At 41.3% G+C, this 14,549-nt stretch carries 14 protein-coding genes; 11 read left to right on the top strand and 3 right to left on the bottom strand.

Going from position 1 to position 14,549, the window contains the following annotated elements:
• Positions 1-79 precede the first annotated feature (79 nt).
• Positions 80-625 carry an HD domain-containing protein gene (locus OO007_RS14230; RefSeq protein WP_325809299.1) on the bottom strand — a complete coding sequence of 182 codons (546 nt, stop codon included), beginning with the start codon at positions 623-625 and terminating at the stop codon, positions 80-82.
• A gap of 390 nt (positions 626-1,015) precedes the next feature.
• On the opposite strand from OO007_RS14230, the gene OO007_RS14225 reads away from it, so the two are divergent.
• From OO007_RS14225 to OO007_RS14190, 8 genes are all read left to right on the top strand, one after another.
• Positions 1,016-1,681, top strand: coding sequence for a substrate-binding periplasmic protein (locus tag OO007_RS14225; protein WP_325809298.1), 666 nt, complete (start codon positions 1,016-1,018; stop codon positions 1,679-1,681).
• 133 nt (positions 1,682-1,814) lie between these two features.
• A complete protein-coding gene (locus OO007_RS14220; protein ID WP_325809297.1) occupies positions 1,815-2,645 on the top strand; it encodes a hypothetical protein in 831 nt (276 codons plus the stop codon).
• 330 nt (positions 2,646-2,975) lie between these two features.
• Complete coding sequence (locus tag OO007_RS14215) at positions 2,976-4,148, top strand: sterol desaturase family protein (protein WP_325809296.1); 1,173 nt, start codon at positions 2,976-2,978, stop codon at positions 4,146-4,148.
• 228 nt (positions 4,149-4,376) lie between these two features.
• Positions 4,377-5,132, top strand: a complete 756-nt coding sequence (locus OO007_RS14210) for an ABC transporter ATP-binding protein (protein ID WP_131906751.1) — start codon at positions 4,377-4,379, stop codon at positions 5,130-5,132.
• A gap of 185 nt (positions 5,133-5,317) precedes the next feature.
• Positions 5,318-6,088: an ABC transporter substrate-binding protein gene (locus OO007_RS14205; protein ID WP_325809295.1), complete on the top strand. Its 771-nt coding sequence runs from the start codon at positions 5,318-5,320 to the stop codon at positions 6,086-6,088.
• Between the two features lie 70 nt (positions 6,089-6,158).
• On the top strand, positions 6,159-6,842 hold the full coding sequence (locus OO007_RS14200) for an ABC transporter permease (protein ID WP_243651652.1): 684 nt from the start codon (positions 6,159-6,161) through the stop codon (positions 6,840-6,842).
• A 1-nt stretch (position 6,843) separates the two neighbouring features.
• Positions 6,844-7,527, top strand: a complete 684-nt coding sequence (locus OO007_RS14195) for an ABC transporter permease (RefSeq protein ID WP_325809294.1) — start codon at positions 6,844-6,846, stop codon at positions 7,525-7,527.
• Positions 7,528-7,813: 286 nt separating this feature from the next.
• Positions 7,814-8,818, top strand: coding sequence for a TAXI family TRAP transporter solute-binding subunit (locus tag OO007_RS14190; RefSeq protein ID WP_131906748.1), 1,005 nt, complete (start codon positions 7,814-7,816; stop codon positions 8,816-8,818).
• Positions 8,819-8,997: 179 nt separating this feature from the next.
• Here the strand turns inward: OO007_RS14190 and OO007_RS14185 are convergent, their stop codons facing one another.
• Entirely contained in the window at positions 8,998-10,089 is a 1,092-nt protein-coding gene (locus OO007_RS14185) for an NADH:flavin oxidoreductase/NADH oxidase (RefSeq protein WP_325809293.1), read from the bottom strand.
• Positions 10,090-10,164: 75 nt separating this feature from the next.
• Entirely contained in the window at positions 10,165-11,097 is a 933-nt protein-coding gene (locus OO007_RS14180) for a LysR family transcriptional regulator (RefSeq protein ID WP_131906746.1), read from the bottom strand.
• A 174-nt stretch (positions 11,098-11,271) separates the two neighbouring features.
• On the opposite strand from OO007_RS14180, the gene OO007_RS14175 reads away from it, so the two are divergent.
• From OO007_RS14175 to OO007_RS14165, 3 genes are all read left to right on the top strand, one after another.
• A complete protein-coding gene (locus OO007_RS14175) occupies positions 11,272-12,618 on the top strand; it encodes an aspartate aminotransferase family protein (protein WP_325809292.1) in 1,347 nt (448 codons plus the stop codon).
• A gap of 80 nt (positions 12,619-12,698) precedes the next feature.
• On the top strand, positions 12,699-14,189 hold the full coding sequence (locus tag OO007_RS14170) for a CoA-acylating methylmalonate-semialdehyde dehydrogenase (protein ID WP_131906744.1): 1,491 nt from the start codon (positions 12,699-12,701) through the stop codon (positions 14,187-14,189).
• 191 nt (positions 14,190-14,380) lie between these two features.
• The gene (locus tag OO007_RS14165) at positions 14,381-14,542 is read left to right on the top strand and encodes a DUF2986 domain-containing protein (RefSeq protein ID WP_325809291.1); all 162 of its coding nucleotides are present in this window, start codon (positions 14,381-14,383) and stop codon (positions 14,540-14,542) included.
• Positions 14,543-14,549: the final 7 nt, after the last annotated feature.

Raw genomic sequence — 14,549 nt, 5'->3', positions numbered from 1 at the left:
ACCTGATTCTCCATCTATTTTTGAATTATTAGTTTTGAAAAAGCGGTGAGCCGTACTGATTAATCTTCCTAATAAAAGACTAGCTAGCATACGCATGTAGTGAGTTCAGTAGTGGAAGGTAGTGATCAAAATCTGCATTTGAATTTTCTGACGTTTTCCCACAATCATCAAATCGACTAAGTTGAACGGCTTCCTTGAAATACGGCTTGTTTTCAAACGCTTTGATTTGTTGCGTGTTTTGGTAGCGTCCGCCTTGTAGCTTTAAACTCTCTTTAGAAGTTGGGGGGAGGTCGTTATAGTAGTGATTATCAATGGTGCATAAATACCTTTTGGCCTCAACGTGATAGCGAACCGGTTGAAACACCTCGGGACCAAAGAATTGACTTAAAATGATCGCGCCATGTACTTCGTGCACATCATCTCTGCCTTCAAGTGTCAGGTCAGTATCAAAAATTAAATGGCCAATATCATGTAATAGACAGGCAGCAATCTGTGCATCGGTTGCAAAGTTTTGCTCAGCAAGTTTGGCAACTTGCACAGCATGCTGAAGCTGCGATAGCGCTTCGTTATATTGGTTTTGATTATCGGGCGTGTAGAACGCTTGTAATTCTGAGATTTTTCGCATTCTAAGCATCCTCTGTCTAAAAAACAGAAGATAGTAGACGCTGAACATGACAAGAATATTACAGATTTATGATTTTTCAATTTATAATATGCGCCATCTAGATTCAATCCTTACTTCGTTTTACTGTTTAAAAAAAACTTCAAACGTAAGAGAGAGTCTATAGATATAAGCTGAACTATAAGTTTTTTCATGGTTTGCATAAAATACTATGAATACTTGTGAGACTGTTTTGTATATAAGATATTATGGTGAGTAATGTATAGTGAACATCCGCTAGTGTGCACACTACTCACTAGTACTCCCCTTTATAGAAGTTAAGAAATGACCATGCTGATAAATAAAATACGATCCTCCTGTTTGCGATCATTTCTTATAATTATTTCTTTTTCGGTGTTTTCGCAATCTCACGCGAATCATGAAATTGTACTGTCTTATCCCAAAGAGTCTGCCTATCAATTTATGGCTAAGCGGGTACTTACGGAGGCTTATCATCAAATTGGCATCAATATTACTTTAGAAAAATTGCCTGCAATCCGTTCGGCGTATTATATTGAAAATGGTTCTGCGGATGGTTTACTGGCAAGAACTATAGGTATTAAAGAACTACATCCAGACCTTATAATGATTTCTGTACCAGTGGCTTATGACGTGATTTCTGTTTATGCCAAAACGGATATAAAAGTAGAAGGATGGGAAAGTCTTTTACCCTACAGTATTGGGTATGTTACTGGTTCTAAAACGATTGAAGATAAAACTAAAGGGATGAAAGTAGAAGGGGTCAGATCTGAAAAGCAAGGTTTAATCAAACTGGACTTGGGAAGGAATGATGTGTTTATCGGATTAACCGGTGCTCAGTGTGTTATCAATAAACTGAATTTGTCAGATATTAAATCCTTAGATCCACCCTTGGAGACAGTGATTTTATTTCACTTTTTAAATAAAGAGCACAGTGAGCTCGCTAAAAAATTAGAGCTGATTCTAAGAAATATGAAATCAACTGGACGAATTGAGGAGTTACAGAAACAATCTGTTTTAGAGTTTATGAATCAATGTTAATGTCTGTTTTATAATATAGTTAGAGTTTACCCAGATAGAAGCTAATCAGCTAATTATCGTAGCCATAGTAGTGACTATGACAGTGCTTATATAATTATGAATTTACACAACTATTCAAAACAAACAGGTTTTTATGCATAAGCTGCAACAGCTTTTCATCGCTGCTATTTTCGCTATTTCTACAATGGCGTCTATTTCAATTGCATCTCAACATGTTTACCCAAGCGTTTCTCAAGCAGAGCCTCAAGAGCAAAACGATAGTACTCCTGTTAACAATAGTACTCCTGATAACGATAGCCTAGATAGCGGTAACAAAATTGTTATTTCTCAGCCAGACCTTGATAGTTCATTATTTATAGAAACAGCCAGACGCATTCTTAAAGTCGCTTATTCGCGAATTGGAAAAGAAGTCGAATTTGAATTGTTCCCCGCAGAACGATCTTTAGTATCTGCTAACTCCGGGGTGACAGGTGGTGAGTTAGTGAGAATGAGTGGGCTTCAAAGTGAATATCATAATTTGATAAAGATACCGATTTCGATTGTTTCAAATGAGATTTATGCGTATACCAAAAAACAGGATTTTGTCGTAGAAGGGTGGGAAAGCCTTAAACCATACAAAATTGATTTTATTTTTGGTAATAAATTTGCAGAACAAAAAAGCAAGGGTTTCAACTCAGCAAGAGTGAAATCTAGCTACCAGGGTTTAAGGAAATTAAGTGCCGACAGGAGTGATTTTTTTATTGGGGTATATGGCGTGAGATGTATCGCAAATAAATTCCAGTTCAACGATATAAAGGCATTAACTCCCATTTTAGATAACTTTCAGATGTACCATTATTTGCATAAACGTAACGAGTCTATTGCCGAACAACTAAAGTTAGAGCTGCTAAAAATGCAAAGAAGTGGTGAGATGGAATCAATACAAAAGGAAGCCAAAAAGGCGTTTCTGAGTCAATGCCAATAAATTGCCAATCCGAAAATCATAAAGAATAAATCTCTTTTTCTCCTCATTCACATTTTTTCTCTAATTCACTCTTCCTTCGCTTCCTTACAACTATCCAGTCAAAAGCGTTCAGCTTTATGATCACATTAAAAACAAAGGTAATGTGCGTTTAATTAATAAACGTAAAATAGCCTCCAAAGTAGGGGGGTGCCTTTAGTTAATAAATGCTGAGAAGTATTTCGACGCTAACATTGCTTAAGCCCTCATTAGGGTTGTTTTGCTATAATCGGCAAAAAATAATAAAAAATGGCTTAAATGCATAAGCTTAAAAGAGCATAGGACTCGCTAACAATGAACGAAGAATACCAATACAAAGAAAGGCAAATAGAGAAAGATTCATCCAAAGAATTTCGTTTTGGCGAAGGCAAAATCAGCGGGGTTTTATCTCTGGTTTTAGGTGTTTTAAGTTTGTTGGCGGTATTTGCGTATTTATACCCTTCATACCTCACCACAACCGATTTGCGTAAAACCTATGATGCGGGGCAATTACAAATAGTGCTCAAATACGGGATGTATTTCTCATTATTGTTTGGTGCGTTGACGCTTATTTTAAACAAAGCTCGCTATAAATATTTTGGTTTGGCGGGCATTACACTGACCTTGATAGGCTTTGCTTTGGGTGGGTACAAAATACCTGTCGGGGCGGTTGAGCCTAAAGAGTTATCGTTAGGTGTCGATTGGTTAATACTCGCATTTTTAGGGTCAACTATCATTTTTATGGTGCTGGAAAAACTGTTTCCTAAATACCGTGATCAGATCATCATGCGTCCCGAATGGGATGTTGATCTGTTTTATTTTTGCTTCAATCATTTGGCTATTTCAGCAATCCTGATTTTTGGCAACTACCACGCCAGTCATTTTGATTGGGCATTAAGCCCATCGTTACAAGAATCTATTCAATCCATGCCGATTACGCTGCAAGTGATTTTAATTGTCTTGAGTGCTGATTTTGTCTTGTATTGGGAACATCGGGCGTATCACGAAATCAAGCTACTGTGGCCAGTACATGCGGTGCATCATTCGATTGAAAACATCGATTGGCTGGCAGGGTCACGCGGTCATTTCATTCAAGTATTTTCCGAACGTGCCATGGTGATGATTCCATTGTATTTATTAGGTGCCGATGAAACGGCGTTAAATGCTTATGTGGTATTTGCCGCCTTGCAAGCGATCCTGATTCACACGAATTTATCGATACCGTTTGGGCCATTGAAATACGTGTTCGTGACGCCGCAATTTCATCATTGGCATCATAGTTCGGAAAAGCCCGCGATCGATACGAACTACTCAGCGCATACCGTTCTGTATGATCGATTATTTGGCACCTATCACTTACCCGGAGAACATTGGCCGGCAGAATATGGCACCACCAAACGTATACCAAGAACGGTGATGGGACAGGTATTGCATCCTTTCTTTCCGAATAAAAATACATCCATGAAACAAATGAAAGACAAGTCTTGAAACATACTTCCATAGAACATGCTCTGAAAGTCATGTTCTAAAAAAGTCATACAATAAAACCTCAAACATAAAGCCAAACCCAAACATAAAAAAGCCCCCCAAAGTAGGGGGGTGACTTTGATCTATGTATGTTTTTCCAACATTACTCGTAACTATGATGATTATTTTCAAAACAAATCATTCACATAGGCTACAATCAAACCAACTGATCTAAGAAAAAAATTATACGTGTTACAAATAGATAATCTGCATAAAAGTTTCGGGTCCCTGGAAGTTATCAAGGGTGTTTCAATCGATGCTGCCAAAGGGGACGTAATATCCGTTCTAGGTCGCAGTGGTTCAGGTAAAAGTACCTTTCTACGCTGCATCAACTTTTTAGAAACCCCCACAGAAGGGACAATCAGTCTCAACGGAGAAGCTATCACGGTTAGCCCGAATAAAAAGGGTGACTCAGTCGCGAGCGATAAAGCACAAATTCGTCGTTTGCGCACAAAAATGCCGATGGTGTTTCAGCAGTTTAATCTCTGGTCTCACATGACTGTTTTAGACAATGTTACGATTGCATTAAAAACAGCCCTAAAACTTCCTAAAAAAGAAGCCAAGCAGCGCGCCGAAAAATACCTCGCACAAGTCGACATGATGGATAGACTGGATTATTACCCCGGCCAGTTATCTGGTGGTCAAATGCAGCGTGTGGCGATTGCCAGAGCGTTAGCGATGGAACCGGATATTTTATTATTTGATGAACCAACATCTGCACTCGATCCCGAGCTGGTTGAAGAAGTGCTGAATGTCATCAAGAAATTGGCCGAACAAGGGCTAACGATGCTGGTGGTTACGCATGAGATGGCATTTGCCAGAGATGTGTCTAACCGCGTTATTTTCTTCGATGATGGCGTTATTGTCGAAGACGGTCCTCCACAAGAAGTATTTACCAATCCTAAATCCCCCCAATTTACGCAGTTTATTTCAAAGGAGTATTAGGTATTACTCAATATAACGATTTTTAACAGTCTGTTATATAAAGCGTTACACAGGAATTTGATACTTATAGAGTTTTTATTAAGCAAAATCTGAGATTCCTCAAAACAAACGCTCGTTTTTTGTCTAAGATAGACGAGTGTATTGATTAAATACATCAATTAAACCAATAGAAAAGGATTTACCTTATGAAAAAACGTTTAACTATTAGCTCATTGTTATTGAGTGTTTCTTTGCTTTTTACTGCATCGGCATTCGCAGAAACGCTGCGCATCGGTGTTGAAGGCGCTTATCCTCCATTTAGTAAAGTAGATAAAGATGGAAAGCTTAGCGGTTTTGATATCGATATGGCTAACGCACTTTGTAAAGAAATGGGTGTTGAGTGTAAGCTAATCAAACAAGATTGGGATGGCATTATCCCAGCACTTATCGCTAAAAAGTACGATGCGATCGTGGCTTCTATGTCTATTACAGAAGAGCGTAAAGAGAAAGTTGATTTCACTAATCATTACTACAAATCACCTGCGCGTTTCATCCACAAAAAAGGTGCTGACCATGTGATCTCTGCTGAAGGCCTAAAAGGCAAGAGCGTAGGTGTTCAACGCGGTACTGTTTCTGACAAGTTCATCACTGGTACATTTGGTGAAGGCGTTGATATCAAACGATACGGCACACAGGAAGAAGCGTACCTAGACTTAAATGCAGGTCGTTTAGACTTTGTATTCGCTGATGCATTCGTACTGCTTGAGTTTATCAACTCTGATAACGGAAAAGACTACGAGTTTATCGGTGATAGCTACACAGATCCGAAATACTTCGGTGAAGGTATCGGTATTGCAATCCGCAAAGGTGATACAGAGCTAGCGAATAAATTCAATACAGCATTAGAAAACTTACGTAAGTCTCCTTACGATAAAGTTCGTGAAAAATACTTCGATTTCGACGTGTTTGGCGAATAAGATCTCTACCAGCCTCTCCTCATAAATCGGGGAGAGGTTTTTTAGTTAACCTTCCTAACAGATTTATCCTATGACAGAAATATTTGGTGGCTATCTTCCCATGATCCTAAAGGGCATGGTTGTAACAGTCGAAGTAGCCCTGCTGTCATTAATTCTATCACTTGCTTTAGGCATTCTTGCCGCATCCGCCAGACTCTATGGTGGTCCTATCGCGAAAGCTATTGCCGGCACCTACACCACTGTCATCCGTGGTATTCCAGACCTTGTTTTAATGATGCTGATTTTCTTCGGTGGTCAGGTTCTGGTAAATAAAGTGGGTGATAAATTCGGCTGGGGTTATATTGATATTGACCCATTTATCGCCGGCATTCTCACCATTGGTTTTATTTTTGGTGCCTATATGGGCGAAACCTTCCGTGGTGCGATTATGGCGGTTTCCAAAGGTGAAATCGAAGCAGGTCATGCATACGGTATGACAAGTTTTCAGGTATTTACCCACATTACTTTCCCGGGAATGATTCGTCATGCGATTCCAGGGTTTTTCAATAACTGGCTGGTATTGGTCAAAACAACGGCGCTAGTGTCTGTTATCGGCCTCGAAGACATGGTCTTCAACGCGAAAGTTGCAGGCGATACATTACGCCAGCCATTTACGTTTTACGTATTAGTGGGGGTTCTATTCCTGCTGATTACAGCGATCAGTGATCTCGCCATGAAATGGTTAGAACGCCGCTACAAAATAGGAGGTCATTGAAATGGATTTTTCGATTATCTTCGACAATCTACCGCTGTTATTTAAAGGCTTAGGTCTTACTTTACAGTTACTCATTATATCTTTAATCGCTGGGTTTGTTATTTCCATACCCTTGTCGATTATGGCTGCCTCAAAAACGAAGTGGGCAAGAATACCGGCTAAAAGCTTTATCTATGTATTCAGAGGCACCCCCCTACTTATACAGATATTTATTATCTATTATGGTTTATCGCAATTTGAATGGTTACGCGAGAGTCCATTGTGGGGCTTCTTCAAAGAAGCTTATTGGTGTGCGATTCTCGCATTCGCACTGAATACCGCTGCTTACACGGCAGAAATTTTCCGTGGCGCGATTGTACAAACACCTAAAGGTGAAATAGAAGCGGCAGTGGCTTATGGTATGTCCAGATGGGATCAATATCGCCATGTTATTCTGCCGAGTGCGTTAAGGCGTTCTATTCCCATGTACGGCAATGAAGTGATCTTTATGTTGCACGCGACGGTACTTGCTGGTGTGATTACACTGGTGGATTTGTTCGGTGCGGCGAAAATACTGAACTCGCGATATTATGCGCCGTTTGAATCTTTCATAAGTGCAGGTCTTTTCTATCTGGTGATTACATTCACCATCGTGTTTATCTTCAAGCTTATAGAAGGGCACTTCCTTAAGCACTTGAAACGTTAATCGTTTAGATATTACATTAGCCGCTACTGCAAATTTCCCGGGATGAAGACAACGCCTTTTTATACGGTAGAAAAATTATAAAACCTCATTAATTTCGTACATTTACGTGTATAACGTTTTTAATATCCTATACTAGTATCGACGAAAATTATTTAGAGATTTTTATAGGTTTTGTTAATTTTTGTATAATCCATTTACAACTTTTAGCTAGACCTAATTTTGTTTTTAGTCGTTACATACATAAAAATTTCAAAGTTAAAATTATTATCTAATAGGAGAAATTATAATGAAAAAAACACTGATTAAACTACTTTCAGTAAGTGCACTAACTCTAGCTGTCGCTGGCGTAAATGCGGCAGATACAAAAGACTATGTATTGAATACAGCGTCAACAGGTGGAACATACCACCCGGTTGGAACGGCTATTTCTACGTTATCTAAAGTTAAATTGTTACCAAAAGAAGGCTTCAGCCTTACAGCAGTTAACTCGGCAGGTTCTGGTGCTAACGTACAGGCATTAGGTGCTGGCACTGCAGATTTCGCAATCCTTCAGGGCCTTTACGGTTCTTACGCGGCAACGGGCACAGGTCCGGTAACGGCAAAACAAACCAATATGCGTTCGGTTACCATGCTTTGGCAAAATGTTGAGCAGTTCATCGTAAGTAAAGATGATGCAAAAACCGGCACTATGGCTGATATGGTTGCATTAAAAGGCAAGTCGATGGGCTTTGGTAAGCAAAACTCAGGAACGCTAGGTTCTAACAAAGTATTGATGCAGGGTCTTGGTGTTGATATCGAAAAAGACTACACGCTGGTTTACTCTGGTTACGGTCCAACAGCAGATGCATTAGCGAATGGTCAGGTATCTGGTGTTGGTATCCCATCAGGAACGCCAACGGGTGCAATCACTAAGTTGATGGCAGCAAACACAGGTAAATTTACACTGTTAAATACAACTCCTGAAGAAATGAAAAAGATGGATGGCGGACGTGAATTATGGACACCGTTCACTATTAAAGCAGGTACTTACCCAGGACAAGATAAGGATGTAACAACGATCGCACAGCCTAACTTCCTGGCGGTTAATGCAAGCGTTGATGAGAATCACGTTTACCTATTAACTAAAGCACTGTATGAAAACCTACCATTCTTGCAAGCGATTCATAAAGCGACTAAAGCGATGAATAAAGATGCTGCAATGGCTGGTCTACCTGTACCACTTCACCCGGGTGCAGTTAAGTACTACAAAGAAATTGGTTTGACAGTTCCAGATCGTTTAATCGCTAAGTAATTTCTTAGTTCGATTAGTTAAACTAGATAAATAAAAAAGGCGGTCGTTAGTAATAACGACCGCCTTTTTTTATGTTTAGTGATAGCGTTTTTTGTTGGCTTGATTGGCTACCTGTCTACTTAGATACCTACTTACCTACTTACTTACTTACTTACTTACTTACTTACTTACTTACTTACTTACTTACCAACAAAGAAACCATTCTGTACAGGCATCAACACTTTATTCGATACGCCTAACTCAGTCGCAGCATGTATTGGCCAGTAAGGATCTAACAGGCTCTGACGAGCCATTAGCGCGATATCTGCATGACCGCTGGCAATTAATTCTTCTGCCTGTTTCGCGTCTGTAATTGCACCCACTGCCATCGTCATGATGTTTGCCTGTTCACGAATTTTTCCTGCTAAAGCAGGTTGGTTTGCGGTACGTTCACCCATCGACGCCCTGGCTTCCGGGGTTGCGCCACCACCTGAACAATCGACAATATCGACACCACGGTCTTTCAGCCATTTAGCCATTTGAATATTATCTTCAACGGTTAGCCCGCCTTCGATCCAGTCAGCTGCAGATAAGCGAACAGCCAGGGGTAGATTTTCTGGCCATACAGCTCGTACAGCATCGACGGTTTCCAGCATCATTTTTGCACGACCTTTGATATCTCCGCCGTAGGCATCATCACGAGTATTTACTAACGGTGTGAAAAAACTGTGCAATAAATAGCCGTGTGCACCGTGAATTTCCAGTAATTGGTATCCGGCGGTTAATGCGCGTTTAGCGGATTCTGCGAAAGCGTTCTGGATATGTTTGATTTCATCCAGACTCATTTGATGCGGTGCCCTCATCAAACGCGTGCCATCCTGATCGAACGCCTGATCTGTGGGTGCGATCATCTCCCAGCCACCTTCATCAACGCTTAAATGCGCACCACCGTCCCACGGAACAGCTGCAGAGCCTTTACGGCCAGAATGACCAATCTGAACGCCAATCACAGCGCCATGATCTTTCACAAAGCTATTGATGCGCGTTAGTGGTTCTATTTGCTCATCGTTCCACAAACCCGCACATTTAGGTGTGATTCGTCCATCCGGTGTTACTGCTGTCGCTTCTGACATGATGAAACCTGCACCACCGACAGCACGAGAACCGAGTTGCACCAAGTGCCAATCATTAGCCATGCCATGATTCGACGAATATTGACACATGGGTGAAACACCAATGCGGTTACGAAAAGTAATATCTTTGATTTTGAGTTCAGAAAAAAGCGCTGACATCGGATTGATCCTTAAAATACAATTAACAAGAAGTAAGGATAGTACAAAAGACACCCCCCCACTTACATGAGTTTTTTATTTCAAGGTGCTATTTAATTCTTCCAGATAGCTTTCTAAAATCAGATTGGTTCTTGCACCTTTGCGAACAATCGCGGAATAGTGCGTGATGAAGTTATTTTGTTCGGGCTGAATCGCTACCATCAAATCATCCTTAACCCAGCGTTCGGCAAAGTGAGTCGGCAAGAAACCGATGTAATGTCCTGTTAATATTAAGAAAGCGATACCTTCGCGATCTGTCGATGTCGCCGTTGCTCTGAGTTTTTTCTGTTGTTGTTTGATTTCTGCGGCTTGTGGGTAGGCGGGTAACACAGCATCAAATTCAGCGAGTTGCTCCGAACTCAACTTGGTATTATCTTTTGAAAATAGGGGGTGTTCCTTGCTGCAATAGAGTAATGATTTTTCTTTATAAAGCGGTATGTAATTCAACCCCGAAAGCGCGCGCAAATCTGGCACAACACCAATGTGAAGTTGTCCATCGATGACCGCCGTTTCAATATCTTTTGGCGGAATCATGCGGATATTGACGATGATTTCAGGTCCACGATTTTTTAACTTGGTCAATGCCCGACTGATGTACATTTGCGGGATCGTCGCTAAATTATCCGTAATGCCGATATTGAACTCGCCTTTTAATTCTCTGTTGATGGCATTCACTTGCGATTTGAACGTCTCAAGACTACCCAATAATTGCAACGCCGCTTGATACACTGTTTCGCCTTCATTGGTCACCGAAAAACCAGCGCGACCACGGTGACACAGTCGCATATCGAGTAATGACTCTAATTCAGATATAGCCAGACTGATTGCGGGTCGACTGATATTCAATTCAATTTCTGCAGAAGCAAAGCCACCCGATTCGATAACGGTTTTATAAATCCGTAACAAGCGAATATGGGTGTCGCCAATCTTGTGGGGGAGTAACGTTTTTTTAGCGTTTTGGCTTGTCATCTGATGGGAGTGGGATAGAAAGGTTTTAAGAAAATTCTGTTAGTTAAGTAAAAGCTTAAACTAAGTTTAATATGTTTTGATTTAATAACCTAATAATAAGTCCATAATAGCGTACTCACATTTGATAGGGACAATTGCTGGGTATGCAAAGCCATACAGCAATACGAGGTAGATATGCAAAGTAAGAGTGAAGTACTAGCCAGTTGTAATCTTTCACAAGAGCAACTAGACAGCTATTGGATGCCTTATACGGCGAACAGAGAATTTAAGAAAAATCCTCGTATGATTGTTTCTGCCGAAGGTAAATATTATACCGATGCAGAAGGACGTCAGGTATTTGATGGACTATCAGGATTATGGACGTGTGGAGCAGGGCATAGTCGCCCTGAAATCACCGAAGCGGTGAGTAAGCAAATCGCACAACTGGATTATTCACCCGCGTTTCAATTTGGTCATCCCAAAGCCTTTGAATTAGCGCATCGCATTACTGATTTTATGCCTGATGGGATGGATCGTGTGTTTTTTACAAACTCAGGATCAGAATCTGTAGAAACTGCGTTAAAAGTAGCTCGTGCCTATTGGCGTAAAAAAGGTCATGGAACTAAGAATCGCTTTATTGGCCGAGTGAAAGGCTATCACGGTGTGAACTGGGGTGGAATCAGTGTCGGCGGAATAGGTCCGAACAAAGCTATGTTTGGTCCGGCGTTAGAAACCAGTCATATACAGCACACCATGTTACCTGAAAATCTGTTCTGCAAGGGTATGCCAGAAACGGGTGTGCATTTAATCACTGAGCTAGAAGAAATGATTGCACTGTACGATGCGTCGAATATCGCTGCCGTTATCGTAGAGCCAATGGCTGGTTCGGCGGGCGTTATTCCACCGCCAGTGGGTTATTTAAAACGCCTGCGTGAAGTGTGTACCAAACACAATATCTTGCTTATTTTTGATGAAGTTATCACAGGTTTTGGTCGAATGGGATCAAACACGGGAGCGGAAGAATTTGGCGTAACGCCAGATTTAATGACCATCGCTAAACAGGTCACCAATGGCACGGTGCCGATGGGTGCTATGATTACCAGAAAAGATGTGTATGAAACGTTTATGGAAAATGGTGGTCCGGAATACGCGCTAGAGATTCCTCATGGCTATACTTATTCAGGTCATCCTGTGGCATGTGCAGCAGGCTTGGCAGCGTTAGATGTGTTAGAAAATGATCAATTGGTTTCACGCGTGAAATCGATGGCACCCTATTTTGAAGAAAGTGTACACAGCCTCAAAGGTACGCAGTATATTAACGATATTCGTAACTACGGTTTAGCGGCAGGTCTCACAATAGAGGCAGCACCGGGAGAACCAATGTTGCGCCCTTATCAGATCGCGATGAAATGCTGGGAGAAAGGATTTTATGTCAGATATGGTGGCGATATGATCCAGCTAGGCCTACCTTTTACGGTAGAAAAAGAAGAGATCGACAGCCTGATCAATGCGCTGGGCGAGTCAATTAGAGAACTGGATTAAAAGAGAGCAATTAGAGACTTAAGCGATCTTTTTAACCCATGAATTAAAGAACAAAAACATAACGATATAGGACGGAAAAAATGACAACGATTGGACACTTAATTAACGGCGAGACATATACGGATAATGGCCGTACTCAAGATGTATTTAACCCAGCAACAGGTGAAGTAAGCAAGCAAGTTGCACTGGCATCAAAAGAGACAGTTGAAGAAGCAATTGCTGCTGCACAGGCTGCTTTCCCCGCGTGGAGAAACATGCCCGTCGGAAAACGTTCTGCGATTATGTTCAAGTTCAAAGCATTACTAGAAGCAAACGCAGACAAGATTTGTGAATTGATCGGTGATGAGCACGGTAAAATTTGTCACGATGCAGCGGGTGAATTACAGCGCGGAATCGAAGTAATCGAATACGCATGTGGCGCAGGTGAATTCCTGAAAGGCGAGCACAGTAAAAACGTTGGTCCAAATATCGATTCGTGGAGTGAATTTCAGCCATTAGGCGTTGTTGCTGGTATTACACCATTCAACTTCCCTGCAATGGTACCTTTATGGATGTACCCAATGGCGATTGCTTGCGGTAATACATTTGTACTTAAGCCTTCAGAAAGAGATCCATCATCGACTTTATTCATTGCTCAACTATTCAAAGAAGCAGGGCTTCCTGATGGCGTAATGAATGTTGTTAACGGTGACAAAGAAGCAGTTGATACCTTATTGCATGATAAGCGTGTTCAAGCAGTTAGCTTTGTTGGTTCGACCGATATCGCAGAATACATCTACACCACAGCGACTGCTAACGGCAAGCGTTGTCAGGCACTTGGTGGTGCTAAAAACCACGCAATCGTAATGCCAGATGCAGACATGGATAATGCAGTAAACCAACTATTGGGTGCGGCGTTTGGTTCATCAGGTGAGCGTTGTATGGCGCTATCAGTTGCGGTTGCAGTGGGTGATAACGCAGCAGACGCATTGATCGAAAAGATGAAAGTTGGTATGGCGCCGCTAAAAGTCGGTGAAGCGAAAGTAAAAGAAAATGACTTCGGTCCGTTGATTACTCGTGAAAGTCAGGAAAGAGTGGTTGGCTATATCGATAGCGCAGAAAAAGACGGCGCAACGGTTGTCGTTGATGGTCGTAAACCAACAGTTGATGGTTTCGAAAACGGATTCTTCGTTGGTGCAACATTGATTGATAATGTAACGCCAGAAATGGATAGCTACAAAAACGAAATATTCGGCCCAGTTCTACAAGTGATTCGCGCTGAAACTATGGAAGAAGCAATGCAGCTAATCAACGATCACGAATACGGTAACGGTACTTGTATCTTTACCCGTGATGGTGCGGCAGCTCGTTACTTCTCAGATAATATCCAGGTGGGAATGGTTGGTATCAACGTACCGTTACCAGTGCCAGTTTCTTATCACAGCTTTGGTGGTTGGAAGCGTTCATTATTCGGTGATTTATACGCATACGGCCCAGATTCAGTAAGATTCTACACACGTCGTAAAACGATTACACAACGTTGGCCATCAACCGGCGTTAAAGAAGGCGTTAGTTTCTCATTCCCGAGCTAAAACGCTTTCGGTATAAGACTTAGTGGTTAGGCTATCATTTTTGATAGCCTTTTTTTTGTTTTAAAAAAAGTGCCCCAAAGTAGGGGGGTGGGTTACGCCCCTTTAAAAGCAATGCGTATCGCAAGAAAGAATGGATCGGAATTATCTGAGAAACTGATATTATATCGATAATTACACATTGAGTAGGAAGCATGAACCGTCGTAAGAAAAGCATTCAGATCGTAAAGTCTCGTATCAAAAAGGCCAAAGCCAAATTAGCGACAAATAGCAAACCTAAATACATTAGCAAAGCTGAGCGCGCTAAATTAGCAGAAGCGGCAGATCAAGAAACTAGCACAGACACAGAGGGCTAATCTTAGG

The sequence above is a fragment of the Cocleimonas sp. KMM 6892 genome, from assembly GCF_035798195.1.
In the GTDB taxonomy this organism is placed as follows: domain Bacteria; phylum Pseudomonadota; class Gammaproteobacteria; order Thiotrichales; family Thiotrichaceae; genus Cocleimonas; species Cocleimonas flava.
Note: the sequence above shows the minus strand (reverse complement) of the source record. Positions and strands in the feature narration are given on the sequence as shown.